Origin of the sequence: Pseudomonas wuhanensis (genome assembly GCF_030687395.1) — a bacterium.
Classification (GTDB): Bacteria; Pseudomonadota; Gammaproteobacteria; order Pseudomonadales; family Pseudomonadaceae; genus Aquipseudomonas; species Aquipseudomonas wuhanensis.
The window spans coordinates 3,689,874-3,716,646 of the sequence record NZ_CP117430.1 but is presented as its reverse complement, the minus strand read 5'-3'; the positions used below and the strand labels follow the sequence as shown (position 1 = coordinate 3,716,646).

Annotated in this window: 23 protein-coding genes; 6 read left to right on the top strand and 17 right to left on the bottom strand. The window is 60.1% G+C overall.

Annotated elements, in window-relative coordinates; translation table 11 throughout:
- Nucleotides 1-63: 63 nt before the first annotated feature.
- The 4 genes from PSH88_RS16840 to PSH88_RS16825 all read right to left on the bottom strand — a co-directional run bounded on the left by PSH88_RS16840 (nt 64) and on the right by PSH88_RS16825 (nt 4,447).
- Nucleotides 64-1,047 carry a TRAP transporter substrate-binding protein gene (locus PSH88_RS16840; RefSeq protein ID WP_305421614.1) on the bottom strand — a complete coding sequence of 328 codons (984 nt, stop codon included), beginning with the start codon at nt 1,045-1,047 and terminating at the stop codon, nt 64-66.
- A gap of 60 nt (nt 1,048-1,107) precedes the next feature.
- Entirely contained in the window at nt 1,108-2,001 is an 894-nt protein-coding gene (locus tag PSH88_RS16835) for an SMP-30/gluconolactonase/LRE family protein (RefSeq protein WP_305421613.1), read from the bottom strand.
- A gap of 45 nt (nt 2,002-2,046) precedes the next feature.
- Entirely contained in the window at nt 2,047-2,871 is an 825-nt protein-coding gene (locus PSH88_RS16830) for an NAD-dependent epimerase/dehydratase family protein (RefSeq protein WP_305421612.1), read from the bottom strand.
- A gap of 280 nt (nt 2,872-3,151) precedes the next feature.
- On the bottom strand, nt 3,152-4,447 hold the full coding sequence (locus PSH88_RS16825; RefSeq protein ID WP_305421611.1) for an OprD family porin: 1,296 nt from the start codon (nt 4,445-4,447) through the stop codon (nt 3,152-3,154).
- A 239-nt stretch (nt 4,448-4,686) separates the two neighbouring features.
- On the opposite strand from PSH88_RS16825, the gene PSH88_RS16820 reads away from it, so the two are divergent.
- Nucleotides 4,687-5,307 (top strand): TetR/AcrR family transcriptional regulator, encoded by a 621-nt coding sequence (locus tag PSH88_RS16820; protein WP_007899508.1) that lies wholly within the window; start codon nt 4,687-4,689, stop codon nt 5,305-5,307.
- 140 nt (nt 5,308-5,447) lie between these two features.
- On the opposite strand, the gene preA is transcribed toward PSH88_RS16820, so the two are convergent.
- The 3 genes from preA to hydA all read right to left on the bottom strand — a co-directional run bounded on the left by preA (nt 5,448) and on the right by hydA (nt 9,696).
- Nucleotides 5,448-6,722: an NAD-dependent dihydropyrimidine dehydrogenase subunit PreA gene (gene preA / locus PSH88_RS16815; RefSeq protein ID WP_305421610.1), complete on the bottom strand. Its 1,275-nt coding sequence runs from the start codon at nt 6,720-6,722 to the stop codon at nt 5,448-5,450.
- A complete protein-coding gene (locus PSH88_RS16810; RefSeq protein WP_305421609.1) occupies nt 6,723-8,090 on the bottom strand; it encodes an NAD(P)-dependent oxidoreductase in 1,368 nt (455 codons plus the stop codon).
- A 166-nt stretch (nt 8,091-8,256) separates the two neighbouring features.
- Nucleotides 8,257-9,696 (bottom strand): dihydropyrimidinase, encoded by a 1,440-nt coding sequence (gene hydA, locus PSH88_RS16805; RefSeq protein WP_305421608.1) that lies wholly within the window; start codon nt 9,694-9,696, stop codon nt 8,257-8,259.
- A gap of 622 nt (nt 9,697-10,318) precedes the next feature.
- On the opposite strand from hydA, the gene PSH88_RS16800 reads away from it, so the two are divergent.
- Both PSH88_RS16800 and PSH88_RS16795 read left to right on the top strand, forming a co-directional pair.
- On the top strand, nt 10,319-11,803 hold the full coding sequence (locus tag PSH88_RS16800) for an NCS1 family nucleobase:cation symporter-1 (protein WP_305421607.1): 1,485 nt from the start codon (nt 10,319-10,321) through the stop codon (nt 11,801-11,803).
- 150 nt (nt 11,804-11,953) lie between these two features.
- Nucleotides 11,954-13,237 carry a Zn-dependent hydrolase gene (locus tag PSH88_RS16795; protein ID WP_305421606.1) on the top strand — a complete coding sequence of 428 codons (1,284 nt, stop codon included), beginning with the start codon at nt 11,954-11,956 and terminating at the stop codon, nt 13,235-13,237.
- Nucleotides 13,238-13,278: 41 nt separating this feature from the next.
- On the opposite strand, the gene PSH88_RS16790 is transcribed toward PSH88_RS16795, so the two are convergent.
- Entirely contained in the window at nt 13,279-13,692 is a 414-nt protein-coding gene (locus PSH88_RS16790) for a DUF6691 family protein (protein WP_305421605.1), read from the bottom strand.
- A 5-nt stretch (nt 13,693-13,697) separates the two neighbouring features.
- The gene (locus PSH88_RS16785) at nt 13,698-14,129 is read right to left on the bottom strand and encodes a YeeE/YedE family protein (protein ID WP_305421604.1); all 432 of its coding nucleotides are present in this window, start codon (nt 14,127-14,129) and stop codon (nt 13,698-13,700) included.
- Nucleotides 14,130-14,297: 168 nt separating this feature from the next.
- On the opposite strand from PSH88_RS16785, the gene PSH88_RS16780 reads away from it, so the two are divergent.
- Together PSH88_RS16780 and PSH88_RS16775 are read left to right on the top strand one after the other, a co-directional pair.
- On the top strand, nt 14,298-15,794 hold the full coding sequence (locus PSH88_RS16780) for a helix-turn-helix transcriptional regulator (protein ID WP_305421603.1): 1,497 nt from the start codon (nt 14,298-14,300) through the stop codon (nt 15,792-15,794).
- 193 nt (nt 15,795-15,987) lie between these two features.
- Nucleotides 15,988-16,236 (top strand): DUF1652 domain-containing protein, encoded by a 249-nt coding sequence (locus PSH88_RS16775; protein WP_305421602.1) that lies wholly within the window; start codon nt 15,988-15,990, stop codon nt 16,234-16,236.
- Between the two features lie 466 nt (nt 16,237-16,702).
- Here PSH88_RS16775 and PSH88_RS16770 read toward each other — a convergent pair whose 3' ends face one another.
- From PSH88_RS16770 to PSH88_RS16760, 3 genes are all read right to left on the bottom strand, one after another.
- A complete protein-coding gene (locus tag PSH88_RS16770; protein WP_305421601.1) occupies nt 16,703-17,818 on the bottom strand; it encodes a Gfo/Idh/MocA family protein in 1,116 nt (371 codons plus the stop codon).
- Nucleotides 17,819-18,089: 271 nt separating this feature from the next.
- Nucleotides 18,090-18,857 carry an SDR family oxidoreductase gene (locus PSH88_RS16765; protein ID WP_052964181.1) on the bottom strand — a complete coding sequence of 256 codons (768 nt, stop codon included), beginning with the start codon at nt 18,855-18,857 and terminating at the stop codon, nt 18,090-18,092.
- Nucleotides 18,858-18,882: 25 nt separating this feature from the next.
- Entirely contained in the window at nt 18,883-19,950 is a 1,068-nt protein-coding gene (locus PSH88_RS16760) for a phosphotransferase family protein (protein ID WP_305421600.1), read from the bottom strand.
- A gap of 188 nt (nt 19,951-20,138) precedes the next feature.
- Here PSH88_RS16760 and PSH88_RS16755 point away from each other — a divergent pair, with 188 nt between their 5' ends.
- Nucleotides 20,139-20,534 (top strand): DUF4280 domain-containing protein, encoded by a 396-nt coding sequence (locus PSH88_RS16755; RefSeq protein WP_007899527.1) that lies wholly within the window; start codon nt 20,139-20,141, stop codon nt 20,532-20,534.
- A 63-nt stretch (nt 20,535-20,597) separates the two neighbouring features.
- Here the strand turns inward: PSH88_RS16755 and PSH88_RS16750 are convergent, their stop codons facing one another.
- From PSH88_RS16750 to tssH, 5 genes are all read right to left on the bottom strand, one after another.
- Nucleotides 20,598-21,140, bottom strand: a complete 543-nt coding sequence (locus tag PSH88_RS16750) for a toxin-antitoxin system YwqK family antitoxin (RefSeq protein WP_305421599.1) — start codon at nt 21,138-21,140, stop codon at nt 20,598-20,600.
- A 12-nt stretch (nt 21,141-21,152) separates the two neighbouring features.
- Nucleotides 21,153-23,162 (bottom strand): type VI secretion system Vgr family protein, encoded by a 2,010-nt coding sequence (locus PSH88_RS16745; RefSeq protein WP_305421598.1) that lies wholly within the window; start codon nt 23,160-23,162, stop codon nt 21,153-21,155.
- Between the two features lie 72 nt (nt 23,163-23,234).
- Nucleotides 23,235-23,693 carry a hypothetical protein gene (locus tag PSH88_RS16740; protein WP_305421597.1) on the bottom strand — a complete coding sequence of 153 codons (459 nt, stop codon included), beginning with the start codon at nt 23,691-23,693 and terminating at the stop codon, nt 23,235-23,237.
- On the bottom strand, nt 23,623-23,961 hold the full coding sequence (locus tag PSH88_RS30490; RefSeq protein WP_370694705.1) for a dual specificity protein phosphatase family protein: 339 nt from the start codon (nt 23,959-23,961) through the stop codon (nt 23,623-23,625). Before PSH88_RS30490 ends, PSH88_RS16740 begins: the two co-directional genes overlap by 71 nt.
- Nucleotides 23,962-24,227: 266 nt before the next feature.
- Nucleotides 24,228-26,771 (bottom strand): type VI secretion system ATPase TssH, encoded by a 2,544-nt coding sequence (gene tssH, locus PSH88_RS16735; protein WP_305421596.1) that lies wholly within the window; start codon nt 26,769-26,771, stop codon nt 24,228-24,230.
- Nucleotides 26,772-26,773 lie beyond the last annotated feature (2 nt).

Here is a 26,773-nt window from a genome sequence, read left to right as displayed (position 1 = left end):
AACCGGGCGCCGCTGACAATTCGCTCGTCAACGGTGCCGGGCCTTTCATGAATGCAGGGAGGGTTACTGAATGGCTTCGATGCGCTTGATCAGGTCGGCATAAGGCGCGCCGTATTTTTCCCGGACCGAGGCCGTGGCTTCATAGAAAGGTTTTTTGTCGACGGTGATGAACTCGACGCCGGCAGCCTTGAGTTTTTCTTCACTGCTGGCCGACTTCGCATCCCACAGCGTGCGCTCCTGGGCCTGTGCGGCTTTGGCGGCTTTTTTCACCAGCACTTGCTGGTCGGGGCTGAGTTTTTCCCAGGTGATTTTCGACATCACAATCGGCTCGGGCAGAATCAGGTGCCCGGTCAGGCTGTAGAACTTGGCGTTCTGGTAGTGGTTGTGTTCGAGCAGGGTCGGCGGGTTGTTTTCCGCGCCGTCGATTACCCCGGTCTGCAACGCACTGAAGATCTCGCCGGTGTCCATGGCAATACCGTTGCCGCCCATGGCGTTGATGGTGTCGATGAACATCGGGTTGCCTTGCACGCGGATCTTCATGCCTTTGAGATCGGCGAGGCTGCGTACCGGTTTTTTGGTGTAGATATTGCGCGTACCGCCGTCCATCCAGGCCAAGGCGACCAGGTTGAATTCGGAGTGGGTGATTTTGTCGAGGATCTCGTCGCCCACCTCACCGTCGATGACTTTGCGCATGTGCGCCTGGTCGCGAAACACGAACGGCATGTTGAACACGTTCACGTCCGGCACCACCGGCCCGACGATGCCGAGGCTGACCCGGGCCATCTGAATGGCGCCGACCTGGGCCTGTTCGATGACCTCTTTTTCCGAGCCGAGCACTCCGCCGGCGAACATCTTGAACGTCAGCTTGCCGTCGCTGTCGGCCACCAGGGTTTTACCCAGCTGTTCCTCGGCGACCACGGTCGGGTAACCGGCGGGGTGGATGTCGGCGAATTTGATTTCCAGCGCCTGGGCGGCGCTGCTGAGGGTGAAGGTGAGTGCTGCGGTGATGGGGAGTGCGGCGGCGAGCAAGGTGCGTTTGAAGTCCATGGGTTGCGTCTCCAGTCTTGTTGTTTTTTTTATTCAAGGCACAGCGATGCAGCAGAGGGGTTAAAGCAATTCGTTGAACACCGGTTCCGGCAAGCCTTTGACGCCGGGGTTGAGGGCGAACACGCCGCCGGCCAGCGACTGTTCGTCATGGTCGTCAGCGGGGCGGATCGAGGTCACAAACAGGGTGTCGAGCTGGCTGCCTCCGAAGGCGCACATGGTCGGTTTCTTCACCGGCACGGGGAGGGAACGATCCAGTCGGCCATCGGGGGTGAAACGGTGAATCAGCCCGGCGTCGTTGGCGCAGATCCAATAACAACCTTCGGCATCCACTGCCGCGCCATCGGGGCGGCCAAGAAAGTGATGCATGTCGACGAACAGCCGACGGTTGGACGGCGTGCCGCTGTCGATGTCGTAATCGAAGGCCCAGATCTGTTGCACATTCGGGTGCGAATCCGAGAGGTACATCGTCTTGCCGTCCGGGCTGAAGCCCAGGCCATTGGGCACGATGAAACCGCTGAGCCGGGCGTCGAGCGGCCCGGGTTGCCCGGCACTGTAGCGATAGAGCGTGCCGTCGGCGGCGTTGGCGCCCATGTTCAGTACCATGCTGCCGGCCCAGAAACGGCCCTGACGATCACAGCGGCCATCGTTCAGGCGCATGTTGGGGCGGGCGTGTTCGATGTGGGCCAGCAGTTCGCTGTCTAGGCTGCCATCGTTGTGCGGCTGCAGGTGAAAGAATCCGTTTTCCATGCCGGCGACCCAGCCACCCGTGCTGTGACGGGCGATGCAGGCGAGCATCTGCGGGGCTTTCCAGGCGTGAACGTGCCCGCTGTCGGCGTGCCAGCGTTGTAATCCTCCGGCCGGAATATCCACCCAGTACAGGGCGTTTTCCTCGGGGACCCACACCGGGCTTTCACCGACCGCATTGCGGGCATCGACAATCAATTCGGCTTGCATGGCAACGCATTCCCTTGGGTTGTTATGGAGGGGATTGGCGAGGGCTCAGTCGCCGAACGGCCCGGCCGCGACAAAGGCACCGCCCTGATAGATCCGGGCCGGATCATTTTCGGCGGGCATCGGTTGGGCTTCGACTTTTTCGCGGAACACTTCGGACGTGTCCTGGGGCGCATAACCCAAGTGCGCCGCGAAACGGTTGTCCCACCAGACGCTCTTGTTGTCGGACATGCCATACACCACGGTGTGGCCGACCTCCGGGGTGTACAGCGCGCGTTCGAGCAATTGGGTCAGGTCATCGAAGCTCAGCCAGGTGCTCATCATTCGGCGGTTTTGCGGTTCCGGGAACGAGGAGCCGATGCGGATGCTGACGGTCTCGATGCCATAGCGATCGAAGTAGAAACTGGCCATGTCTTCGCCGTAGGACTTGGACAAGCCGTAGTAGCCGTCCGGGCGACGAGGGGAGTGGGCGTCGAGGGTTTCGTCCTGCTTGTAAAAGCCGATGACGTGGTTGGAACTGGCAAAAATCACCCGCTTCACACCGTGGCGGCGGGCGGCTTCGTAGATATGGAACACGCCGCAGATGTTGGCGCCGAGGATCTCCTCGAACGGACGCTCCACCGACACGCCGCCAAAGTGCAGGATCGCGTCCACGCCTTCGACCAGTTGATGCACCGCCTGCTTGTCGGCGAGGTCGCATGGCACGACTTCTTCGCGATCATCATTGGCTGGCGTCATGTCGGCGATGTCCGACAGGCGGAGTACGTTGGCGTAAGGTCGCAGGCGTTCGCGCAGGACTTTACCGAGGCCACCGGCGGCGCCGGTCAGGAGCAGGCGATTGAACGGCGCGCGGACTATGGGTGTGGTCGTCATGAAAGTCCCTTTACACAAAATTGTCGTTATTGGATTTGTTGTAGGTTGTCGTATGACTTGTCGAAGTATTGTTAGGGTTTCCGGTGCTTGTCAACGCGACTTTGGTTGAAATTGACGGAGGGTCATGTTCATTCATCTCTCATGAATGTGCCGAACCTGTGGGAGCGGGCTTGCTCGCGAAGGCGGTGTGTCAGGCGACACTAATGTTGACTGTGCCGCCGTCTTCGCGAGCAAGCCCGCTTCCACATGGGATTTATGCCAACCTGCAAAGGTGCTGGCCTTACAACAACGAAATCGGATAACTGATGAAAATCCGGTTTTCATCGAATTCGTTGGTACTGAAATCGCGACGGATGGTCGCGTTGCGCCATTTGACGTTGAGGCTCTTAAGCGCGCCGCTTTGCACGGTGTAGGCCAGTTCCGATTCGCGGCCCCATTCCTTGCCGTCGGTGATCGCCCCGGTGTGTACGTTATCGCCGCTGATGTAGCGGTTCATCAGCGTCAGACCGGGGATGCCGAGGGCGACGAAGTTGTAGTCGTGACGCACCTGCCAGGAACGTTCCCTGGCGTTGTCATAGCTGGCGTTGTAGCTGTCGTTGGCCAGCGTGCCGCCGCTGGTGCCGTTGACGCGCATCCAGGCGCTGTCGCCGCTGAGTTTTTGCAGGCCGACATAGAAGGTGTTGCCGCCGTACTTGGCCGAGAGCAGGGCGAACGCAGTTTTGTTGTCGAGGTCGCCGGCCAGCGCGCTGCCGTCTTCCTTGCCGATGAAGTAACCGAGGTTGGCCCCCAAGGTCCAGTCCCCCATGGGCTGGCTGTGGCTCAGGTTGAAATACTGCTGCTGATAGATGTCGCTGAGCTCCGCGTACCAGACGCCGACCTGAGTGCGCTTTTCATTGAACGCATACTCGCCGCCGCCGAAGTTGAAGCGGTCGGAGGTGAACGCGCCTCTGCCGTTCATCGACATGTCTTCCATGCTCGCGTCATTGCGCGGGCTGTTGCCGCGGAACTGGCCGCCGTAGAGCGTCAGGCCGCTGATTTCGGTAGAGGTGACCTGGCCGCCGCGAAAGGTTTGCGGCAGCGAGCGGCCGTCATCGGAGCGCAGGATCGGCAGCACCGGCATCCATTCCCCGACCTTCAATTCGGTTTTCGACACCTTGGCTTTCAGCGCCACACCCAGACGACCGAAATTGTCCGCGGGGCGGCCGTCATCATGGATCGGCAGCAATTGCGTGCCGCCCGTGCCCTTACCGCCGTCGAGCTTCTGCGAATACATACCGAGCACATCCACGCCGAAACCGACGGGGCCCTGGGTGAAGCCGGATTTAGCGTCGAGGATGAAGTTTTGCGTCCACTCTTCAGCCTTGCCCTGGGCATTGTTCGGGTGGGTGAAGTTGCGATTGATGTAAGCGTTGCGCAGGTTCAGCGTGGCCTTGGCGTCATCGACGAAACCTTCGGCCTGGCTGGTCATGGGCAGGGCGAAGGCCAGGCTGCCGCACCCGATCAGGCTGAGGGTATGGCGACGGGCGAAGGTGGGGTGAGGGGTGCTGGCGAAGGAATTGCGGGCGAGTCTGCTCACAGTAACGCTCCCTGGTTTTTGTTATTCTTATTTTTGTTATACGTCGTCGTACAACATTGGCGGCGATTATTTGCAAGCCTTTGAGGGAATGTCAATCACAAGTTATACGATGACTTGTTGAAGGCCATCAATACCGGCCCACCGAGCCGCAAGACCGCTGTACGAAGTTTCGTTTCCCCCTGTCGCCCCGATCCAGAGCGGATGCTAGTCTTGACCAACGCTGTTGTCAGGGAGCCCTCATGGGCAATCACAAGATCGAGATTCGTCGCAGTAACGTCGAAAAGATTCTGCTGGGGGCCGAAAAAGTCTTCGCCGAAAAAGGGTTCGGCAGCACCGCCATGGCTGACATCGCCGCCGAAGTGCAACTGCCGCGTTCCAACCTGCATTACTACTTCAGCACCAAGAGCGAGCTGTACAGTGCGGTGCTCCTGGGTTTGCTGGAGGTCTGGAAGCAGGATGCTCTGTGCTTCGAGATGTTCGACGACCCGCGAGTGGTGCTCAGCAGCTACATCCGCGCCAAAATGAACCATTCCCGCAGTCGCCCTTACGGCTCGAAAGTCTGGGCCAACGAAATCATCCACGGTGCGCCGACACTGGGTGAGAAACTGGACGCCAGCCTGTACGACTGGGCCAAGATGAAAGAAGCGAAAATTCGCCAGTGGGTGGAGGACAAACGCATCCTGCCGGTGGAGCCTTCCAGCCTGCTGTACATGATCTGGGCTTCGACCCAGCATTACGCCGACTTTGACCACCAGGTGAATATTCTTAATGATCACCAGCCGTTGTCGGACATGCAGTTCGAGCGGGCGGTGCAGACGGTGACGAGTGTGATATTGCGTGGGATCGGGTTGGAGCCTTGAGTTGCGCGCCGCGGCAGCTGGCCTCTTCGCGAGCAAGCCCGCTCCCACAGGATTCTCGGTGTACACGGAATTTGTGTACGACATAAATCATTGTGGGAGCGGGCTTGCCCGCGATGGCGTCCGTTCAGGCGCCGCAGGGCTTAAAGTGCAACGTGGTACGGATTCCTCGGATCATGGTTCCAATCCAGAAACGGCTTGCCGGTATCCATCGGCACCATCTCAATACAATCCTGCACCGGACACGTGATCTGACACAGATTGCACCCCACACACTCATCATCAATCACTTCATATTTATGCGTTCCGTCTGCCTGTTTGAGGCTGGCAATCGCCTGGTGCGAGGTATCTTCGCAAGCAATGTGGCAGCGACCGCAACCGATGCAGGCCTCCTGATCAATCTTCGCAATTACCTGATAGTTGATGTCCAGGTACTTCCAGTCCGTGGTATTGCCCACCGCCCGCCCGGAAAATTCCGAGACACTGGCGTAGCCCTGACTGTCCATCCAGCGTGACAAACCGTCCTTCATCTCCTCGACAATCCGGAAGCCATGCAGCATCGCCGCCGTGCATACCTGTACCGAACCGCTGCCCAGCGCAATGAATTCCGCCGCATCGCGCCAGCTGCCAATCCCGCCAATGCCGCAGATCGGCAAGCCTTGGGTCTGAGGATCGCGGGCGATTTCGGCGACCATGTTCAGCGCAATCGGCTTGACCGCCGAGCCGCAATAACCACCATGGGTGCTTTGGCTACCGACGGCGGGATTGGCGACCATGCGTTCCAGGTTGACGCTGGTGATCGAGTTGATGGTGTTGATCAACGACACCGCATCGGCGCCGCCACGGTGGGCGGCACGAGCGGCGACGCGGATGTCGGTGATGTTCGGCGTGAGTTTGACGATCACCGGCAACGAGCAGTAAGTTTTGCACCAGCGAGTGACCTGCTCGACGTATTCCGGCACCTGGCCGACCGCCGCGCCCATGCCCCGTTCCGGCATGCCGTGGGGGCAGCCGAAATTCAGCTCGATGCCATCGGCCCCGGTGGCTTCCACCAGCGGCAGGATGTTTTTCCACGACTCTTCGACACAGGGCACCATCAGCGACACGATCAGCGCACGGTCCGGCCAGTCCTTTTTGACCTGGGTGATTTCCCGCAGGTTGATGTCCAGCGAACGGTCGGTGATCAGTTCGATGTTGTTAAAACCCATCACTTCACGGTTGGGCCCGAAGTGCGCCGAGTAACGCGACGATACGTTGACCGCCGCCGGGTCTTCACCCAAGGTCTTCCAGACCACGCCGCCCCAGCCGGCCTCGAACGCGCGAACCACGTTGTAGGCTTTGTCGGTCGGTGGCGCGGAGGCCAGCCAGAACGGATTGGGGGCTTTGATGCCGGCGAAAACAATCGAGAGATCGGCCATTTACGCAGCCTCCACGTTGAGCATGAGTTGAGCGTTGATGGCCTCGGCGGCCAGCTTGCCGTGCTGCACGGCTTGCACGGTGAGGTCCTGATCGAGGCTGGTGCAGTCGCCGCCGGCATACACGCCGGGAATGCTGGTGCGCAGCTGTTCGTCGACCAGGATGCGGTCGCCCTGACGCTTGAGTTCTCGGGCCAGCGGATCGGCGAGGGCAGCGGCGTCGAAAGCCTGGCCGATGGCTTTGAAGATCGCGTCGGCGGCCAGTTCAAAGGTTTCGCCAGTGGTTTGCAGACGACCTTCCACCAATCGGGTACGGGCGAAGCGCATGCCGCGCACGTTACCCTGATCGTCGAGCAGCACCTCTTCAGGTTGTGCCCAGGTCAGCAGGCGTACCTGATTGGCCTTGGCGATGTCCTGTTCGTGAGCGGTGGCACCCATGTCCTCGACGCCGCGGCGGTACACCAGATTCACATCGCGGGCACCGAGGCGGGCCATTTGCACGGCCATGTCGATGGCGGTGTTGCCGGCACCGAGAACGATGCAGCGTTCGGCCAGTGGAAGTTGCGTCAGGTCATCAGTCTGGCGCAGTTCGCGGATGTAGTCGGTGGCGGCGAGCAGGCCGGGGGCATCTTCATGGGCCAGGCCCAATTGTTTGCTGGCGTTGAGGCCGATGCCGAGGAACACCGCGTCGAATTGCTGATGCAGTTCGCTGAGGCTCAGGTTGTCGCCGAGTTTCTGCCCGTGGCGAATCTCGATCCCGCCAATCCCCAGCAGAAATTCCAGCTCCTTCTGCGCGTAATCATCCACCAGTTTGTATTTGGCGATTCCGTATTCGTTGAGACCGCCAGCCTTTTCCCGCGCCTCGAAAATGACCACGTCATGGCCGTGCATGGCACTGCGGTGAGCGCAGGACAAACCCGCCGGGCCCGCGCCGACCACGGCGATGCGCTTGCCGGTGGCGGCGGCGCGTTGGAACGGGTGTTCGCTGAAGTTCGCGTTGTCCACGGCATAGCGTTGCAACAGGCCGATCAGCACCGGCGCGCATTCCTGGGCGTTGTTGCGCACGCAGGCTTGCTGGCAGAGGATTTCCGTCGGGCAGACCCGGGCGCAACTGCCGCCGAGGATGTTGGCCGAGAGGATTTTCTGCGCCGCGCCCTGAACGTTTTCCTGATGGATATTGCGGATGAACGATGGAATATCGATGTCGCTTGGACAGGCATTCACGCATGGCGCGTCGTAGCAATACAGGCAGCGCGAGGCCTCCAGATGCGCCTGACGGTCGTTGAGTGGCGGCGCCAGATCGGTGAAATGGCCGGCGAGGGCGGCCGCGTCCTCATGGGGATGCGGGAGGTGGTTCAAAGTCTTGATCACGGTGTTGGCCTCACGGTTATTTGAGGTGCTGCCTCTGGTGGGCTGATCGTTCCCACGCTCTGCGTGGGAATGCCTCAAGGGACGCTCCGCGTTCCAATGGGACGCAGAGCGTCCCGGGCTGCATTCCCACGCAGAGCGTGGGAACGATCGGATCGGGAGTACAGGTTCAGCGTTTCACAGCAACCGGCCTGCACATCTCAGCCCGCTTGCTCAGCAAATCAAACACCGCCGGATACGCCGGCCGTTCGACATACCGACCGGCACCACGCTCGGCCCGCAAATCACCATCGGCCCACACCACTCGGCCCTGACTGACGGTGTGGCTCGGCACGCCGCGCACGGTCTTGCCTTCAAAGATGTTGAAGTCGACTTGCTGGTGATGGGTCGTGGCTGAAATCGTCCGCGTGCCTTCCGGGTCCCACAGCACCAGATCGGCATCGGCCCCGACACGAATCGCCCCTTTGCGCGGATAGAGGTTGAAGATCTTCGCGGTGTTGGTGGAGGTGAGGGCAACGAAGTGCTGCATCGACAAGCGCCCGGTGTTCACCCCTTCATCCCAGAGCACCGCCATGCGGTCTTCGATCCCGGCGGTGCCGTTGGGGATCTTGCTGAAGTCGTCACGGCCGGCGGCTTTTTGCTCGGCGCAGAAGCAGCAGTGGTCGGTGGCGGTGGTGTGCAGGTTGCCCGCTTGCAGGCCATGCCAAAGGGCTTCTTGATGACCGCGTGGACGGAAGGGCGGGCTCATCACGTACCCGGCGGCAGTCTGCCAGTCCGGGTGTTGGTAAACGCTGTCGTCCAGCAGCAGATGCCCGGCCAGCACTTCGCCGTAAACCGGTTGGCCCTTGGCGCGGGCATAGGTGATTTCGTCGAGGGCTTCCTTGGTCGAGACATGGACCAGATACAGCGGCGTGCCGAGGGTTTCGGCAATGCGGATCGCCCGGCTCGCGGCTTCGCCTTCCACCTGCGAAGGCCGCGACAGCGGATGCGCTTCCGGCCCGGTGATGCCCTGGGCCATCAACTTGCGTTGCAGGTGATAGACCAGCTCGCCGTTTTCCGCGTGCACGGTCGGCACCGCGCCTAATTCCAGGCAGCGCTCGAAACTCGCCACCAGCGTATCGTCGGCGGCCATGATCGCGTTCTTGTAGGCCATGAAATGCTTGAAGCTGTTGACCCCGTGCTGGCTGACCAGCTCGGCCATTTCCTCGCGGACTTGCTCGCTCCACCAGGTGATGGCGACGTGAAAGCCATAGTCAGACGCCGACTTCTCGGCCCAGCCGCGCCATTGATGAAAGGCCTCCATCAACGATTGCTGTGGGTTGGGTATCACGAAGTCGATGATCGACGTGGTGCCACCGGCCAATCCCGCCGCAGTACCGCTGAAAAAATCTTCGCTGGCCACCGTGCCCATGAAGGGCAGTTGCATGTGGGTGTGCGGATCGATGCCGCCGGGCATCAGGTATTGGCCGCTGCCGTCGAGCACTTGCGCATCGGCGGGAACATCGAGGTTTTCACCGATGGCTTTGATCACGCCGTCAGCGCAATAGACGTCGGCGCGATAACTTTCATCATGGGTAATAACGGTGGCGCCACGGATCAACAGAGACATTCCGAGTTCCTCGCAGGCATGACCGACTATTGCCGGTTCTAGATGTTTTATATGAAGCAGACGCCAATCGGTGTATTCCTGTCAGCGCTGTCAAGAATAGACGCTAGCTGCAGTTTGTGGATTGAGCAAGAATATTTTTTATAAGCTTATTACTGTTTTAACTGATTGATAAATAACGATAAAAAATGAAAATCACCAAAATGGTGAGACCGCTCACCATTTTGACGCACTTGACAGGTTGGAAATATGGTCAAGATTTTCTATGTGAAATCAGCCGGTTGAGGATGGTCTATGGTTGATGCGCAACCTTTCAAAAAAAGATCGACGCACCAGATTGAGTCCTGACTGTTCGGACAACTTGCCTGGCATTCGGCCTGAGTGACAGGGCAACTGACCGGGGACTCGCTAGTTGGATAAATAAAGCTGATTAACATCAGTTGGTTAGCAAAGTTTTATGGCACTGCCCGAGGCGCAAGCGGGGCACCCGGCACGTTTATTGATGCCGCCGCTGACACCGTGGCCGGTCCGTAAAAGTTGTCAGTTTCTCCGGCCATCGTCCGGCTCGCGCGCATTGCGCCAGCCTCTGATGAGCAAAAATAATCAAAAGAACAGTGGAGCGGCCATGCAACAGATCAGATCGCAAGTGACCGAGCGCGACGGCTTGTTTGAGCTCGAAGCCGGCAGCGATGTCCTCGACAGTCCCCGATACAACCACGACATGGCACCGACCAAGGTGCGCGAACGAACCTGGAACAAATGGCACATCACCGCGCTGTGGGTCGGCATGGCGATCTGCGTGCCGACTTACACCCTCGGCGGTGTGCTCACTGCCTACTTCGGCCTGACCGTGGGCGAAGCGCTGCTGGCGATTCTGTTCGCCAATATCATCGTGCTGATCCCGCTGACCCTGAATGCCTTCCCCGGCACCAAGTACGGCATTCCGTTTCCGGTATTGCTGCGCTCGTCCTTCGGCATTCTCGGTTCCAACATCCCGTGCCTGATCCGCGCCCTGGTGGCGTGCGGCTGGTTCGGCATCCAGACCATGTTCGGCGGGCTGGCGATTCACCTGTTTCTCGGCTCGGTGTTCGATGGCTGGAAGGCCCTTGGCGGTACCGGCGAGGTGATCGGCTTCATGCTGTTCTGGGCCTTGAACCTGTGGGTGGTGATTCGCGGCGCGGACTCGATCAAATGGTTGGAAACCCTCTCGGCACCGTTGTTGGTGCTGGTGGGCGTGGGGCTGTTGGTGTGGGCCATGCCGAATGTATCGATGACCGAGTTGCTGGCGATCCCGGCCAAGCGTCCGGAAGGGGCCGGCGTGGCCAGTTATTTCGCCGCCGGGCTGACCGCCATGGTCGGCTTCTGGGCCACGTTGTCGCTGAACATCCCGGACTTCAGCCGCTACGCGAAAAGCCAGAAGGACCAGATCGTCGGGCAGATCATCGGTTTACCCCTGACCATGTTCCTGTTCGCCTCCCTCGGCGTGGTGATGACGGCCGCGTCGGTCAAACTGGTGGGTGTCACTGTCTCTGATCCGGTCACCCTGATCGGCCATATCCAGAGCCCGGTCTGGGTCGCACTGGCCATGGCGCTGATCATCATCGCCACCTTGTCCACCAACACCGCGGCCAACATCGTGTCGCCGACCAACGATTTCCAGAACGTTGCGCCCAAGTACATCAACCGCACCACGGCGGTGATGCTCACGGGGTTGGTCGGGTTGGCGCTGATGGCTCATGAATTGTTGAAAAAGCTCGGGCTGATCGTTTCGGATTTAAGCCTGGAGACGGTGTATTCCAACTGGTTGCTGGGGTATTCGAGCCTGCTGGGCCCGATCGCCGGGATCATGGTGGTGGACTATTTCCTGATCAAGAAACAGCAACTGGATTTGGCCGGACTTTACCGCGATGACGTTTACCCGGCGTGGAACTGGTTCGGCTTTATCGCGTTCGGCGTGCCGGTGGCGTTAACGCTGCTGTCGCTGGGCAGCGATGCATTCAGCTGGTTTTACAGCTATGGCTGGTTCACCGGTTCGGCCCTTGGTGGGCTGATTTATTACGGGTTGAGTGTGATGCGGCCGAGTCCTACTGCTGTGAAATCTGCGGTGTGAGCACCGGCCTCATCGCGGGCAAGCCCGCTCCCACATGGATTTTGTGAACACTGAAAATCCCTGTGGGAGCGGGCTTGCCCGCGATGGCGCCCTCACAGTTACCAAAAATTTGCCTGAAGAAATCCATAACAACTGCCTGAGGAGATCACCATGAACGCTGCCATAGACGTTCTGCAATCCACCCATCAGCACATCAACCGCGACCGTCTGTGGCAGTCGCTCATGGACCTGGCCAGACTCGGCGCCACGGTCAAGGGCGGGGTCTGCCGACTGGCCCTGACCGACCTCGACCGTCAGGCCCGGGACATTTTCGTGAACTGGTGCGAGGAAGCCGGCTGCACCGTCAGCATCGACGCCGTCGGCAACATCTTCGCCCGCCGTCCGGGGCGCAACCCGAACCTGCCACCGGTGATGACCGGCAGCCACATCGACACCCAGCCCACCGGCGGCAAGTTCGATGGCTGCTTCGGCGTGCTGGCCGGGGTCGAAGTGTTGCGCACCCTCAATGACCTGGGCGTGGAAACCGAAGCGCCGCTGGAAGTGGTGGTCTGGACCAACGAAGAAGGCTCGCGTTTTGCCCCCTGCATGATGGGCTCTGGCGTGTTTGCGGAAAAATTCACCCTCGAAGAAACCCTGGCCAAAGTCGATGCCGAGGGCGTGACTGTCGGCGAAGCCCTGAACGCCATTGGTTACGCCGGGCCGCGCAAGGTCAGCGGCCACGCCGTCGGTGCGTATTTCGAGGCCCACATCGAGCAAGGCCCGATTCTTGAGGACGAGCGCAAAACCATCGGCGTGGTGATGGGCGCTCTCGGACAGAAATGGTTCGACCTGAAACTGCGCGGCGTCGAAGCCCACGCCGGCCCGACGCCGATGCACCTGCGCAAGGATGCTCTGGTCGGCGCCTCAGTGATCGTCGGCGCGGTCAATCGCGCCGCCCTCGGCCACCAACCCCACGCGTGCGGCACCGTCGGCTGCCTGCAAGCCTACCCCGGCTCGCGCAACGTGATTCCCGGTGAAGTGCGCATGACCCTGGACTTCCGTCATCTGGAGCCGGCGCGACTCGATTCAATGATCGCCGAAGTCCGCGAAGTCATCGAAACCACCTGCGAGGAACACGGCCTGACCTTTGAACTGACTCCCACCGCCGACTTCCCGCCGCTGTACTTCGACAAGGGCTGCGTCGAAGCGGTACGCGGCGCGGCGCAAGGGCTGGGGCTGTCGCACATGGACATCGTCAGCGGGGCAGGGCACGACGCGATTTTCCTCGCCGAGCTCGGCCCGGCCGGGATGATTTTCGTGCCTTGCGAGGGCGGTATCAGCCACAACGAAATCGAAAACGCCGCGCCGGATGACCTGGCCGCAGGGTGTGCAGTGTTGTTGCGGGCGATGCTGGCGGCTTCGGATGCGATTGCCAGTGGCAAGCGAGCGGCTTGAGGCATCGGTTGTTCGATAGCCTCATTGCGTTGGCGGGATGCTCAACGGCGGGTTTGCAACGCTTTGAAGATCAGCATCCCCGCCAGCATGGCGATGACGAAAACCCAGGCCTGCCAGTGGCCCGTCGGTAGCAACACCAGCGCCGGACCGGGACAGATACCGGCAATGCCCCAACCGACGCCGAAGAGCAGGCTGCCACCGATCAGGCGTCGGTCCAGCTCACGGCTGACCGGCAACTGCATCGGCGCCCCCAGCAAGGACGTCGGTTGTTTCATGGCCCAGTGGAACGGCGCCCAAGCCACGGCAATGGCCCCGATCATGACCAGCGCCAGGGAGGGATCCCATAGACCGGTAATGTCCAGAAAACCCAGAACTTTGGCCGGATTTGCCATGCCGGCCAGCAACAGGCCGATGCCGAACAGCAGGCCGGCGAGGAAAGCGGTCAGTTTGCGCATGTTACTTACCCCAGCAGATGACGCAGGACGAACACTGTCACGAAGCCTGTGAACATGAAGCTTAAGGTGGCGGCAATGGAGCGCGGTGACAGGCGCGAGATACCGCACACGCCGTGGCCACTGGTGCAGCCGGAGCCGTAACGAGTGCCGATACCGACGCATAATCCGGCGACAATCAGGCCCACCGCACCGGTTTTGAATTCGATGACCGGCCATGCATGAAACAGCGCCCAGACCAGCGGTGCCACCAACAGTCCGAGCAGGAACAGGGCCTTTTCGCCCCGTCCTGAATCATGACGCTCCAGCAGGCTGCCCAACAGCCCGCTGATCCCGGCAACCCGCCCGTTGGCCACCACCATTACGCTTGCGGCCACGCCGATCAGCGCCCCTCCCACGAGGGCGGACCAGGGGGTGAAATGAAGAGAATCAAACACCATGGCAACTCTCCAGATAATCAAAGAACGGCACTAAACCACTCTTTCCTTATTGAGCATAGGGCTACTTTGGGAGGGCAGCGGGTGCCGGCTTTGCACTATCGCAAGCGTCTGCGGTCGTAATCTTCACTGGGCCGTGCGCAAAGGTGCCGCCGCAATTGTGGAGATCCAATGAGCCAGGACATCCTGACCACCGAAACCAATCGCCGCCAGTTGCAGCAGATCATTGCCGGGCTGTCCGATGGGGTGATTTTGCTGGAGCTCGACCAGACCATTCTTTGGGCCAATGACGCCGCGCTGGCCATGCACGGTGTCAGTCGGATCGGTGAACTGGGCGCCAATGCCAAGGAGTACGCGCAGCGGTTTGCCTTGCGTTATCGCAACAATCACCCGGTAGCGCCGGAGAATTATCCGATCAGCCGCGTTGCCCGTGGCGAGACGTTCAGCGATGTGCTGATCGAGTTGACGCCAGTCGAAAACGATGAGCGCACCTGGGTCCACAGCGTGCGCAGCATGGTGTTGGCCGACCGCGCCGGTGAGCCGGAGTCGTTGGTGCTGATCATGAACGACGTCACCGAATGGGCCAGCGCCGAGCAGCGTTTCGAAAAGATCTTCAATGCCAACCCGGCCCCGGCGGTGATCTGTCGCCTCAGCGATTTGCGCTACATCAAAGTCAACCAGGGCTTCCTGGAAATGACTGGCTATGCCCGTGATCAGGTGATCGGCGCTTCGACCTATGAGTTGGATGTGCTGGAGCGCGCTGAAAACAAGGATCTGGCCAAGCAGCGTTTGCGTGACGGGGCAACCATTCCGCAGATGCAGGCCGAACTGCAATTGCCCGACGGCGGCAGCAAGCAGGTGATCGTTGCCGGGCAACCGCTTGAGCTCAACGACGAAGCTTGCATGCTGTTTTCCTTCGTCAACATGGAGCTTCGGCACAAGGCCGAAATCGCCCTGCGCCAGAGCGAGGAACGGTTCGCCAAAGCGTTTCGCCTCACTCCGGTGCCGATCCTGGTGTGCCGCGCCGCCGACCAAGTGGTGATGGACGTCAACGAAGCCTTCCTCGAGTCCCTCGCATTTCCCAATGATGAAGTGCTCGGCAAGACCGTGGCGCAACTCGGCTTCATTGATGACGCGGGCGCTCGCACGCGACTGTTTGCGACCCTGGAGAAAAGCGGGCGGGTGGATCGTGTCGATGTTCGGGTGCGCAGGAAGGATGCCGGGCTGATTGATTGTGCGGTCTCGGCGGACACCGTGAACATTCAGGATGGCTCTTGCTACCTGCTGGTGTTGATGGACATCACCGAGCGCAAACGCACCGAGCTGGAGTTGGTGTCGGCGATCGAAGAGGTGATGAAAGATGCGTCCTGGTTCAGCCGCACGCTGATCGAAAAACTCGCCAACGTGAAGAACGTCAATTCGCCGCAGTTGCCCAGTGTGTCGTTCACCGACCTGACCGCCCGGGAGCGCGATGTGCTCGGCCTGATCTGTGAAGGCCTGGCTGACAAGGAGATTGCTGCGCGTCTGAAGCTGGCACCCAATACGGTGCGCAATCATGTGTCGACGGTGTATTCCAAACTCGATGTGCATAGCCGTAGCGAGGCGATTGTCTGGGCTCGCGAGCGAGGTCTGTTCTCCGGCGTGAAGCGGATCAAGGGGCAACGTTAAGGTGCAAATGCACTAGTGCGGGTGGTGCAATTTCATGTGTTGATCATATGGGGCTTTTTCTAGGCTGTCGGGGTGCGAGACGTGGCTTGGGCCCGGTATCGCGTCCTCTTCGATGCAGCTGAAGGAACAACCTCATGGGTGCGAAAAGAACAAGCGGGCAGTCGATTTTACGCTGTCGCCAAGGTGAGTCGGGATGAGTGACCTGGTGCAATTGCGTATGCAGTTGGAGCGGAGCTTTTTGCCGTTGGCCTGTGAGTGTGCGCTTGCCGGGGATAATTCGTTGACGGTGAAGCTTTACCATCCGGCGACAGGGCAGGTGGATCTGGTGGTCAGCGGGTTGAACGTGGCGACGCTCCGGACGCCGGAGGCAGTGGCGGCGTTGATTGAAGAGCTGCGCTATGAGCTTGAAAGCAGTGGCTTGAATCGATCCTCCGCTCTTTAGGCGTCATATCCCGCAGGCCTGCGGTAATGGAGTGGTTGCTGTCTTTCTGGCATTGGCGGGTAGCTAAGCTATAAGGAATGCGAGGGTATTTCTTTTCTGTGACAGGGCCGCGGGTTCGCGGGGTGGTTTTCGAGTCGCGGAAAATGTCGATCACTTACCGCGGGTCAGCCTATGAACAGTTTTGGAAAATGTGCTTTTTCGCCACTGTCGCTCGCATTCTGCGCGGCGATTCTGGGTGGTTGCGCCAGTCCGCCACCTCCACCACCCGCTGCGCCGCCACCGCCACCGGTTCGTACCTGTCAGACCTCCGAAAACACCGAAGTGCAGGGTGAGGTGAGGGCTGAAGGGCAGGTGACCCGGACCACTACCATGACCCGTTGTGTCACTCAGTAAGTTTGCTCCGGCGTGATGGTGTGTACCGCCAGTTGCCTACTGCGCGACTGGCGGGTGTGGCCTGAGTGGTGGGTCAGACTTCCTCGATCCTGACCCACCGCGACTCTAGTGCCGCCAAACGAATCGCCGTCGCCAAGCGTTCGACTTCCCACGCTTGTTCGAAATCTGTCCCGTCCTGACCCAGGCCGGCCAGCGCCATCACCAACTCATGCACTTCAAGGGTCTTGAGTTCGTTGTAACCCAACTGATGCCCCGGCGCCGGGCTGAAGGCGGCATAACCCGGTAAATCCGGCCCGGCCAGCAGCCGTTGGAAACCGCCTTGCCCTGCGCGATACATCCGCAGTTCATTCAAACGTTCCTGATCGAACGCCAGGGTGCCCTGGGTGCCGCTGATTTCGAAACTCAGGTGATTCTTGTAACCGTGTTTGAGCCAGCTGCTGCTGAACGTCCCTCGCGCACCGTTGGCGAATCGCAGCAACGCGTGGACCTGATCGTCGACCGCGACCTCACGTTGCTCCTGGCCACCTGACGTTGCGGGGCGTTGTGCATGTACGGTCTGGGTATCCGCGCACACCGCCTCGACGTCGCCCAGCAGATGACGGGCCATGGCCAGCAAGTGACTGCCCAGGTCCGCCAAGGCACCGCCGGCGTAACTGGCGTCGCAGCGCCAGGACCAGGGTGATACGGGGTCGGCCATGAAGTCTTCGCTGAATTCGCCCTGGAAACTGATGATCTGCCCCAACGCGCCGCTTTGGATCAAATCGCGAGCCAGACCGATGATCGGGTTGTGTTGGTAGTTGTAACCGACCCGCGTTACCACGCCTGCGGCTTTAGCAGCCAGACGCATTGCGCTGGCCTGTTCGAGGTTCACCGCCAACGGCTTTTCGCAGTACACCGGCTTGCCGGCGGCGAGGGCGGCCATGGCCATGGGGTAGTGCAGATGGTTAGGGGTGGTGATGGCGATCAGGTTGACCTTGGGGTCATTGATCAGCTGTTGCCAGTCGCTGTGAGCGGTATCGAAGCCCCAGGCGTCGGCGCAGTGGCGCGCGCGTTGCGGGTCGGCGTCGGCGAGGGCGGCGAGTTTGAGGTTCAGCGGTAATTCAAAAACGGCGCTGACGTTGCGAAAGGCCAAGGCGTGGGCGCGGCCCATGAAACCTGTGCCGATGAGTCCGATACCGAGTTCGCGCATAGCCGGGGTCCTTTGGATTTTTATTTTCAGGAGGGCTATTTATGGAACAAAAATTCCCAATATGCAAATTGTGGAATAAATATTCTTGCGGGAATCTGATCGTTCCCACGCTCTGCGTGGGAACGCAGTCAGGGACGCTCCGCGTCCCCAAAGAGCGGACGCAGAGCGTCCGGTGAGGCATTCCCACGCAGAGCGTGGGAACGATCAGTGGTGAGTGCTGAAAACAAAAAGGCAGCCCTGAGGCAGCCTTCGGTTTATTCGCAGAACCAAATCAGGACAGAAATCCACCATCCACATTCAACGAAACCCCAGTCGTATAGCTCGAAGCATCACTCGCCAGATACAACACCGCCCCTGCCATCTCGCTCGGATCCGCCACACGCTTGAGCGGAATCTGCTGCAGCGCGGTTTGCAGAATGGCGTCGTTTTTCACCAGAGCCGAAGCAAATTTGGTGTCGGTCAGACCCGGCAGCAAGGCGTTGCAACGGATGCCGAATTGCGCGCATTCCTTGGCGAAGACTTTGGTCATGTTGATCACGGCAGCCTTGGTCACCGAGTAGATGCCCTGGAAGATCCCCGGCGAAATACCGTTGATCGAGGCGACGTTGATGATGCTGCCGCCACCGTGTTCGCGCATCAGTTTGCCGGCTTCAACCGACATGAAGAAGTAGCCGCGAATGTTCACGTCGACGGTTTTCTGGAAGGCGCTGAGGTCGGTGTCCAGTACGTTGCAGAACTGCGGGTTGGTCGCGGCGTTGTTGACCAGGATGTCCAAGCGCCCGAATTGTTCGCGGATGGCGGCGAAGACCTGGGTGATCTGTTCCATCTCACCGATGTGGCAAGCAATGGCGGTGGCCTTGCCGCCGGCGGCGATGATTGCGTCGGCGACGTGCTGGCAGCCGTCGAGCTTGCGGCTCGAAACGATCACGTGGGCGCCTTGCTGCGCCAGCAGTTTGGCGATGGCTTCACCAATGCCGCGACTGGCACCTGAGACGAAAGCGATCTTGCCGTCGAGGTCGAACAACTGAGTCTTTGACATGATTTTTCCTTGTTATGGGGCCTGATCAGAGGCTGGATTTCTGAATGACCTGCAAGCTCATCTGCTCCAGCAGTTTGTTCATGTGAATGAACTGCGCGAAGCGTTTGTCCTGGGTCTGACCATGGAAGAAGCGGTAGTAGATCTGCTGCACGATGCCGGCCAGACGGAACAGGCCGTAGGTGTAGTAGAAGTCGAAGTTGTCGATCTGGATGCCGGCGCGCTCGGCGTAGTAATCGACGAACTCACGGCGGGTCAGCATGCCGGGAGCGTGGCTTGGCTGGCGGCGCATCAGTTGCACCGGCGCCGGGTCGTCGGCTTCGATCCAGTAGGCGAGGGTGTTGCCCAGGTCCATCAGCGGGTCGCCGAGGGTGGTCAACTCCCAATCCAGCACGCCAATGATCTGCATCGGGTTCTCGGGATCGAGGATCACGTTGTCGAAGCGGTAGTCGTTGTGGACGATGCTCGACGTCGGGTGATCGGCCGGCATCTTGTCGTTGAGCCAGGCCTTTACCGCTTCCCACTTTGGCGCATCCGGGGTCAGGGCTTTTTCGTAGCGCTCGCTCCAGCCTTTGATTTGCCGCGCTACATAACCTTCGGGTTTGCCGAGGTCGCCCAGGCCATAGGCCTTGTAGTCGACCCGGTGCAGTTCCACGAATTTGTCGATGAAGCTCTTGCACAGGGCTTCGGTCTTCGCCGAATCGAGCCCCAGTTCCGGCGGCAGTTCGGCGCGCAGGATGATGCCCTTGACCCGTTCCATCACATAAAACTCGGCGCCGATCACCGATTCGTCGGTGCAGTGCACGTAGGCTTTGGGGCAATAGGGGAAACCGTCCCGCAGCTGATTGAGGATGCGGAATTCGCGGCCCATGTCATGGGCGGACTTGGCCTTGTGACCGAACGGCGGCCGACGCAGGACGAATTCCTGTTCGGGGTATTCGAGCAGGTAAGTCAGGTTCGACGCACCGCCCGGAAACTGGCTGATCACAGGCAAGCCACTCAGGCCCGGAATGTGCGCCTTGAGGTACGGATCGATCAGGCTGGCATCGAGTTCTTCGCCGGAGCGGATACGGGTGGACTGGTCAGTAAGCGCCATGCTTATCCCTTCTGCTTATTTTGGAGGCCAGACATCATTGGCTAATCTAATGGTGCGCCGGGGTCGCCACAAGCACGGTTCGGTCTTATAGGTTAGCGTGTTGCCGGATAATCAGCGTTCCTGATGTGCGCGAACAGGCGCGGCGGACTATGGTTCAGGGAGCATCGCTTCCAGGAAGGAGATTCGACATGGGCTGTCCGCAAGTTTGCGCCACCGCGACCCTGCAATGCAGTTTCGGCGCGGCGCCAGCGGTACTCAACGTGCTGCCGGTGAATCGCACGCTGACTGGGGGCATGCCGGCGGCGAACATCATGGACCACATTCCGCTGGTGAACGTCATGCCGTTCGGCACGTGCATGAGCATGGCCAACCCGATGGTCGCGGCCGCCACCGCCGCAGCGCTTGGCGTACTGACACCGATGCCCTGCATCCCGGCCACCGCCACCCCCTGGATTCCCGGCGGCGCACCGACCCTGCTGCTGGGCGGCATGCCGGCCATCGATGCCAACAGCACCTTGATGTGCAACTGGGCTGGGGTGATCAAAATCGTCATGCCGGGGCAGATGCAGATGCTGATTCCCTGACTTACACGATCAACGTGTGGGAGCGGGCTTGCTCGCGAAGAGGCCATGACATCAATGCAAGACTCAGGCTTGGGCAGGATCACTCCAGCGCCTGAACCACCAGCGAACCCTTGAGATCGGTTTACCCTCGGCATCCAGCGGTCGCCCATCGGCGGCGAAGCCCTGTTCCGGCTCCAGCAACTGGCCATTGAGATAATGGGCCTCGACGGCGGGTTTGCCGTTGGGATGAAAGCGCTGATAACGCCCGTCGCGAACGCCATTGCGATAGAACTCGGCCTCCGCCAGTTGCCCATCGGGAAAGTAATTGAACGCCTCGCCATGCAGCAGCCCTCGGCGGTAAGTCGCCTTGCGCTGCAGGCTGCCTTCGGGGGCATAGAAACTGGCAACCCCCTGCAGCTTGTCATGGACAAACGGCAGCTGCGCCGAGACCTTGCCATTGGGGTGGTAAAGCAAAGTGGTGCCTTGCAGTTCGCCCTGGCTGTAGTGCAAATCAGCTTGCACGCGCCCGTCATCCTTGATGTTCAGTGCACCGTCGAGCTGGCCATCGAGCAAGCGACCTTTGAGGTGTTTATCGTTCTGCTGCAAATCCAGTGGCGTGATGGCCATGGGTTATCCTTGTCAGTTGACCTGCACCAGACCACCCTTGATGGTCAGCATGCCGCCGCCATCCACGGTCTGCGAAGCGGCGCCCTTGTTGGTCAGGCTGATCCCGGCATCGTTGGTCATGGTCGTGCCGGCCTTGTTCTCCAACGAGGTGCCGGCCTGATTGCTCAGGGACGTTCCGGCCTTCTGGCTGATCGACGTACTGGCCTCGGCCGCCAGATCGGCGCCGCTCTTGATCGTGAAACTGCCGCCACTTTGCAGGGTCAGGGTGCCAGTTACTTTGATGGTCAGGTTGCCGTCCACCGTCAGGCTGTAATCGCCGGTGACCTTGTGCGTGTAATTGCCACCGGTGCTGTGGGTCTGGTCCGCCCCCACGGTCACCGTGCGACTGTCCTTTACATCGAGCGTGTCGCTGCCGGTCTGGATGGTCACGCTGCGTTTGCCTTTCTCCAGGGTGACGGTCTCGTCGCCGTCCTTGACCGTGCGCGTGCGAGCGTTCTGCACGGTGAGGGTTTCGTCATGGCCGACAGTGGCGGTGGTGTTGTTGAGCACATTGATCTTCAGGTCCTTCTGCGCCTGCAAAAACACCTCTTCGGCGTCCTTCTTGTCCTCGAAGCGCAACTCGTTGAAACCGCCGCCACCCTTGGACGATTGGGTCTTGATCCCGGACTGGGTCTGATTCGCCGGCAGCGCGTAGGGCAGGGCGTTGTCACCGTTGTAGACGCAACCGGTCACCAGCGGTCGATCCGGATCGCCATCGATAAACGTCACGATCACTTCCTGACCGATGCGCGGCACGAATTGCATGCCGAAACCCTTGCCGCTCCAGGGCAGCACCACCCGCACCCAGCAGGAACTGGCTTCGTCGTTCTTGCCATCGCGATCCCAGGGGAACTGCAACTTGATCCGGCCGTATTCGTCGGTCCAGATTTCTTCGCCCGACTTGCCGACGACCATGGCGGTCTGGGTGTGCATTCGCGGTTTGGGCGTTGTCCGCACCGGGCGGAAGGGCGTGGCTTTCGGGATCGCTTCGAAGCGGTTTCGATAGTCATCGTGGCTGGCTTCATGAGTGACCGCCGTCACCACCCAATCGATGTTCAACGTCGAATCATCGTGCCCGGCGAGGGTGAACCAGTGCCCCGGCACGAGCCAGCGGCAGTCGCTCTCACCGACAAAACGCTTCTCCTGACTGCGCAACCCGTCGACGCGCTGCTTGGTCAGCGCATCGCCGCGCGCCTTGGCATTGTAGCTGCCCGGGTGCTCGTACATCGACCGCGGCCCGGCGACTGCTTCGGCCTGGCTGTAGAGCGAGGTGGTCGGGGTGGTGAACTCGTAATCCGTCGCCCGGTACACCCCGGCCACCGCCTGCACGCAGACCTCTCCGGAGCGGATGCCGTGCAATTCACGCTCGCCCATTTGTTGACCGAGATAATTCACCTTTGGCCCATTGGGGATGGGCACGAAGGCATCGTTGCTGTCACCCAGTACCAGCGTGTGCTTGCCGTCCTCGTGGGTGAAGAACCAGAAGATGCCTTCTTCTTCCAGCAACCGCGAAACGAAGGCGAAATCGGTTTCGCCGTATTGGACGCAGTATTCGCGCGGGGTGTAGCTGCCGCTGAGCTTTAGCAGGAAATCGGTAAAACCATGAGCCTTGAAAATCGTGGTGACGATGTCAGAGGTGCTGAGGTTCTGGAATACGCGGTTGTTGCTGGCCAGGGTCAGCCACCACAGCCATGGCCGTAGTACAAGCTGATAGCGCTCGGCGGTGGCATCGGCGGGGAGTTGGCGGATTTCGGCGACCAGGGCGTCCATTGGACGGGTGAGGGCGTCGTTGTGCAGGGTGGTGGTGACGTGGGTGGCGACGGCATTGGTCAGGGTGAGGGAGACGCCGTCGTTGAGGCCGGCGAGGGTGTGCGAGCCTAGGGCGTTGAGGACCTCTTCACCGGACAGCGACTCAGGGTAAAGCGCCGACAGCGAGGCGGCGCAGAGGGAGAGGCTGGTGTTGCTGTCGGTGGTGCGGGGCATTGAGCAACCTCAAGCAGTGATACAGCAGTGAGCCTGAAATATCGGATCCGGCGGTCAAAAGAATGCCCTGATTCAGATCGGTAATGGATAAATGGCAGTGATGCCTGTACAGGCCCCCATTGCGGCCTTGCTAGCAGCGAAGTCAGTGCCTCCGGAAGTTTTGATTTGCAGCATTTTTTTATCCCTGCGCCTGGCTCCAGGACCGAAGGTGGCCCATTGAGAGAAGTTATTCCAGACATCCATTTTTTCCGAAGATACGGCGCTGCTCGCTCGCTTACTGGAAGCACGATAGTGGTGATTGTAGATATGGCCCGTACACAATTCTCGCAGAACATTAAAGTCGGGCTGTTCCGAGTTGCTTAACTTGTTTGCATGTTCGTAATCGTCAAAGTAAGCCTGTTTGGTGCGTTCCCAGGGAATGTTCAAGGCGACTCCTCTCTTTTTAGTATTGAGAAGCTTTTCAGCCACAGTTTCCTGTGCATATTTTTTTACTGGCTGAACGAGCACTGCGTCTAATGGGCGCTGTGCCATTCAATGCTTCATACATCTTTAGAGCTCTATCTACTCTTTCTCCGGGGGCGTCGTAGTGGGCATCGTCAGCCGCTATAAATGCTGCTTGTATAGACGCTAAAGCGTCTTCGGCGCTAATTTCATGAATGTACATCAAATACACAGCAACACATATGACGGATCTTGTTCGTCCGTGATTGCAGTGTATGACTATAGGGAGGCTGCGCGTTCGATAGGTTTCCATTTCTATTGCAAGCTTCTCCAGGCGAAGCTTAAGCTCGTTGTCCATGTCGTACTCATCTCCGTACATCTGTGGCAACTGGACATCGAATATATGTATAAGGTCACTGTTGAATTGTTTGGCCCCGTTCTCAGAAGAGAGAAAAATTGTCCAGCCATCCAGTCCGACAAAAGGCACGTTCCCCGTATTTCCACCACGCCCTAATTGATTTCCTGTGCACATATTACTTACCTACTCAATGATCTTTAAAAAGAGTGGTTACGTTACTTATGGCGTTTGGCTCCCCAACGTCCTGCTAAGCAGCGCTTTTTTATTCACTCCAACACCCACTCCGCCAGTTTCCCAGTCACCTGAGTCATCAACACGTTCTCAACATCCCTCGCACCCGCCGCACTGCACTTGGCCAACACCGCCTGCACAATCCCGGCATCGAACTCAAACTGCTTCCCGGTCGCAGCCTTATACCGCCCACGCAATTTCTCCAGCTTCGCCAACACAATCCCTTCCAGCGTCACCTCATCCAGCGGCCGATACGCCACCACCGTCATGCGTGCCAGAAACGCTGGTCGAAACGCTTTCAGCAGCACTTTATGCAGCGCTTCATTGAAGGCATCGGTGCCCAGTTGCGCGGTCGGTGTGTCGAGCAGCAACTCAGCCCCGACGTTGCTGGTGGCCAACATCACAGTGTTTTTGAAATCCACCACCAACCCGGTGCCGTCTTCCATGACGCCTTTGTCGAAGACGTTGTAAAAGGCTTCGAGCACATCCGGGTGGGCCTTTTCGATTTCGTCGAGCAGCACCACCGAATAGGGTTTGCGCCGCACCGCTTCGGTGAGCACGCCACCGCTGCCATAGCCGACGTAGCCGGGCGGGGCGCCTTTTAGTTGGCTGACGGTGTGGGCTTCCTGGTATTCCGAAAGATTGATGCTGATCAGGTTGCGTTCGCCGCCGTAGAGCGCGTCGGCCAACGCATAAGCTGTTTCGGTTTTGCCCACGCCCGTGGGGCCGACCAGCAGGAATACGCCGACCGGTTTTTGCGGGTCGGTGAGGCCGGCGCGGTAGGCTTGCAGGCGTTGGGCGATGGTGTTCAGCGCGGTGCTTTGGCCCATGACCCGCTGGCCCATGCGCTGGCCGAGGGTGCGTACGGCGTGGGCTTCGTCGGCGAGCATCTTGCCTACGGGTATGCCGGTCCAGCCGGCGATCACGGCGGCCACGGTTTTGGCGTCGACCTGTTCTGGCACGAGCGGATCGTCCTGGCGAATGGCGTCCAGACCGGCCTCGAGTCGCACCAATTCAGCAGCCAGATGATCGATGCGGCTGTCGGTGGCTTCGTCCGGTTTGTCGTTGTCGGCGCGCTCGCTCAAGGTGAGCAGCTCGCGGCGGGTTTCCAGCAGTTCGCGCACGGCAATCCGTTCTTCGTTCCAGCGGGTTTCCAGTTCGCGAATGGCCTGCACGTTACCCACGGATTCGGTTTCCAGCAGGGTGATGCGTTCCCGGTGATCGAGCCCGGTGGCTTGTTCGCGACGCAGGCGTTCGACTTCGTCTTTGAGGCTTTGCTGGCGATGGCGCAGGCTTTCCAGCGGTGGCGGCACGTCATGCTGGCCGAGGGCGACCCGGGCACACGCGGTGTCGAGCACGCTGATGGCCTTGTCCGGCAATTGGCGCCCGGAGATGTAGCGATGGGACAGTTTCACCGCTTCGTGGATCGCCGCGTCCAGCACCTGCACGCCGTGATGCTGTTCCAGTTTCGCGGCCACGCCACGGAGCATTTCCACGGCGGTGGTTTCGTCCGGCTCCTCGACTTGCACCAACTGAAAACGCCGGGCCAGGGCCGGGTCTTTCTCGAAATATTTTTTGTACTCAAGCCAGGTCGTGGCGGCGAGGGTGCGCAACTCACCACGGGCCAGCGCCGGTTTGAGCAGGTTGGCCGCGTCGCTGCCGCCTTCCGCGCCGCCAGCGCCAATCAGCGTGTGGGCTTCGTCGATGAATAGAATGATTGGTTTGTCGGCGCTGCGCACCGCGTCAATCACGCCTTTGAGCCGTTGCTCGAACTCGCCTTTGACCCCGGCCCCGGCCTGTAACAAACCGAGGTCGAGTACCCGCAGGCTGACTTCCTGCAATGACGGCGGTACATCGCCGGCGGCAATGCGCAGGGCCAGGCCTTCGACCACAGCTGTCTTGCCCACGCCCGGCGCGCCGACCAGGATCGGGTTGTTCTGTCGCCGCCTGAGCAGGATGTCGATGCACTGGCGAATCTCGCCGTCGCGGCCGACGATGGGGTCGATGCGCCCGGCATGAGCGTCGGCGGTCAGGTCCTGGGTGAACTGATCGAGCACCGAGTCTTGTTTCGGCTGCGGCTTGCCAGCATTGACGGGTCGTGTACCGCCGACGTGTTCGCGAGAGTTTTCGGTCCATTCCAGCAGGTTGCTGCGCAAGGCTTCCCGCGGAATTTTCAACAGCGACGAGGCGCTATTGAGCAGCAGGCTGCGGCGTTCGTCGCGGTCGAGCAAGGCCAACAGCAGCAAGCCGGAGCGGATGCTTTCCAGGCCAAGCACGCTGGCCTGAACCACTGCGTCTTCGAGCAGGCCGATGGTTTGCGCCGAGAGCGCCGGGGTGCGGGTGCTGCCGGATTTGAACAGTTCCAGGGCCTTGTTGATTTCCGCCGTCAGGGCATCGCGTTCCAAACCGAAGCGCGGCAGCAAGTAAGCGAAGTCACCGCCCTCGATGTCCAGCAGCTCAAGCAGCAGGTGTTCGATTTCGACGTAATGATGACCCCGTTGCAGGCAACGTTGCGCGGCCCGTTCGAGGGCGCGGCGGTTGTCCGGGTTGAGGCGTCCGATCAGGCTGGCCAGTTCCATGT